Source organism: Enterobacter cloacae complex sp. P12RS, assembly GCF_014895875.1.
Lineage (GTDB): Bacteria > Pseudomonadota > Gammaproteobacteria > Enterobacterales > Enterobacteriaceae > Enterobacter > Enterobacter bugandensis.
In genome coordinates, this window is record NZ_JADBQO010000123.1 from 1 (window position 1) to 385 (window position 385).

At 30.6% G+C, this 385-nt stretch carries 1 pseudogene; it reads left to right on the plus strand.

From position 1 onward, the window contains the following. Window positions 1–385: pseudogene (locus IM284_RS23215) on the plus strand (hypothetical protein); the annotation flags it as partial.

The following is a 385-nucleotide window of genomic DNA, read 5'->3' on the forward strand; positions in this document are numbered from 1 at the left end:
TCTCCCTATAACGAGGCTCTCGAAGTTAGCGACCATCTGATAGTTCAGGATCAAAACTATATTTTATTTTTCAAAGAGGCTAATGCAGATGTTAAGAATAAAAATCTAATAGAGAAAGGGTTGTCAACTTATTGTCAAAAAGAAAATACTGCTAGTCCATACGATGGCTTAAATAAATATTCGTGCTTTTTTTCCAATATGAAGTTAAATAATGCATATGAGACATTTCGGGAGATGCAAGTCAATAATGCCCTATTAAGAAAGAAATTGCCACTTATAAATGAATTTGATAATACTAATGATGACGTCATTAGCTATGAATGGCAGGGAGATGTTTCTTTAAAAATTTCAATAGTCAAAGATAGTGTAAAAAATTTTTTTTCTT